The 2,188-nt window shown below is 74.7% G+C and carries 2 protein-coding genes; one reads left to right on the plus strand and one right to left on the minus strand.

Features of this window, described 5'->3' with window-relative positions; all coding sequences use genetic code 11:
• Positions 1-814, minus strand: an 814-nt coding sequence (locus ACFWVD_RS28340) for an alpha/beta fold hydrolase (protein ID WP_379247929.1), incomplete at its 3' end; no start/stop codon positions are given.
• Positions 815-960: 146 nt separating this feature from the next.
• Here ACFWVD_RS28340 and ACFWVD_RS28345 point away from each other — a divergent pair.
• Positions 961-2,188 (plus strand): NUDIX domain-containing protein (locus ACFWVD_RS28345; RefSeq protein ID WP_379247931.1); only part of this gene is annotated, 1,228 nt, incomplete at its 3' end.

Genomic DNA, 2,188 nt, shown 5'->3' on the forward strand with positions numbered 1-2,188 from the left:
TCGTCGGCCAGTCGGCCCGGTCGATGCCGTGGCCCGCGTCCGCCAGAGCCAACAGCCGTGCGGCGGGGATCTGTTGTGCGAGTACCTCGCCGTGGCGGAGCGGGAACATCGGGTCGGCCGTCCCGTGGATCACCAGGGTGGGTACCGCGATCGAGGACAGGGATGCGCGTGGGGGCTCGCCGTCCGGAAGGCAGTCGTGGTTGCGTGCCGCGCCGAAGTCGTCCGCGCGCTCGACGTCGCGGCGGACCAGGCCGCGGGCGGCGGTCTCGTCGAACGGGCGCCGGCCGCCCGCGAGGACGCGCGCGTAGGCGACCTGATGGTCGATCACCGAGTCGGCGTCCGACCAGTCCACCTGCGCGGTCGTGACGAACCGCATGAACTCCTCGGTCGGCGGGGGCAGGTCGCGGTCCCCGTCGCCGGGCACGGCGCAGGACGTGCTGATCAGCACGAGCGAGAGGACGCGGCGTGCGTGGTCCAGGGCGAGCAACTGCGCGAGCGCCCCGCCGGCGGAGACGCCCACGACGTACGCGGCCGCGATCCCCCGGGCGTCGAGCACCCGCACGGCATCGGCGACGAGGTCCGCGCCGGTGTATCCGGGACGGCCCGGCTCGTAGGTGACCGATCTCCCGGTGTCGCGGTGGTCGTAGCGGATCACGAAGCGGCCGCCCTCGGCGAGCATCCGGCAGAAGCCCTCCTCCCACCAGAGCATCGAGGCGCCCGTCCCCATGATGAGCAGTACGGGCGGATCCGACGGGTCGCCGAAGGACTCGGTGCACAGTCTGATGCCTTCCGCCTCGATGATGCGCTCGGCCATCGTCGTCGCCTCTCCTCTGCTCGCCTCTTCTGTCCCATGGTGCCCGGGTGTGCGGGAATCGGTCGCGCGCAAGGCCCGGCCGGGGAATCGTGGTTCGGTGGCGGCCCCGGCCGTGCAGCCGACGACGACGATCGGAGACGCAACGCATGACCTCGTTCGAACCGGTGGCCCACGGCGGTCCCCGGCACACCGTGCCCGTCGACGTCCATCTCGTCCTGCGCCGCGACGGCGGATCCGGCCCCGAGGTGTTGCTGTCGCGCCGGGCCGGCCCCGTGTACGCCGCCGGGATGTGGCACCTGCCCTCCGGGCATCTGGAGCCGGGCGAGGACATGGTCGAGGGGGTGATCCGGGAGGCCCGTGAGGAGACCGGTGTCGTCATCGCGGCCGAGGACGTGGTCGCGGCGGTCACGGTCCACCATCGGCCTCCCCGGGGCGCCGGTTCGCGGATCGGCGTCCTCTTCGAGGTGCGGCGGTGGTCGGGAGTGCCCCGGGTGATGGAGCCGGACCGGTGCGACGGGATGGGCTGGTACCCGTTGGACGGTCTGCCGGATCCGATGGTGGCGTACTGCCGGGCCGGACTGGACGCCTACCGCGCCGGCCTGCCCGCCGCCGTGCACTTCCAGCGGCCCGGCGACCCCGTCGCGTACGCCGCGGACGCGGTGGACCGCACCCGTCTCGTGCCGGGGCCGCCCACCGGCGGGGTGGAGCTGCCGCGCCGGCTGAGGGAGTTCGCCGAGCACGCCGTCGGCCGGATCGCGGAGGCCGCCGACACCTCCTGGGCGCGCACCGGCAGCCGGGTGTGGCGCCTCACCGGCTCCGGCGGCGGCATCTGGTACCTCAAGCAGCACCGCGGCCCGGCCTTCCACGACCGGGAGGTGGCCGCGTACCGCGCGTGGGTCCCCGTGCTCGGGCGCGGGGCTCCCCGGCTCGTCGCGGCCGACCCGGCGGTGCGGGCCGTCGTCGTCACCGCGCTGGCCGGCCGGTCACCGCGCGGGATGCTCCTCGACGCCGCGGCCGAGGTCCACCTCCACCGGGAGCTGGGCCGCCTGGCTCGCGCGCTGCACCGCTCGGCCCCCGAGCGGCCGGCCGGACCTGCCACCGCCGCGGCCACGGTGAAACGCCACCTGGAGGAGGCCCGGCCCCACCTGGCGGCCGGGGACGAGGAGCTGGTCCTCGGCCTGGTCCCTATCTACGAGGACCTCCCGCGGCCCGTGCTGGTGCCCACGCACGGGGACCTCCAGTACCGCAACGTGCTCCTGGCCGACGACGGCGAAGTGACGCTGTTCGACTTCGAGCGGTCGGAGTACGCCACCGCGACCCGCGACATGGTGCGCCTGAGCGATACGTGGACCGGGCGGGCCGATCTGCGCACCG

The sequence above is a fragment of the Nocardia sp. NPDC058666 genome (assembly GCF_042714895.1).
Lineage (GTDB): Bacteria > Actinomycetota > Actinomycetes > Mycobacteriales > Mycobacteriaceae > Nocardia.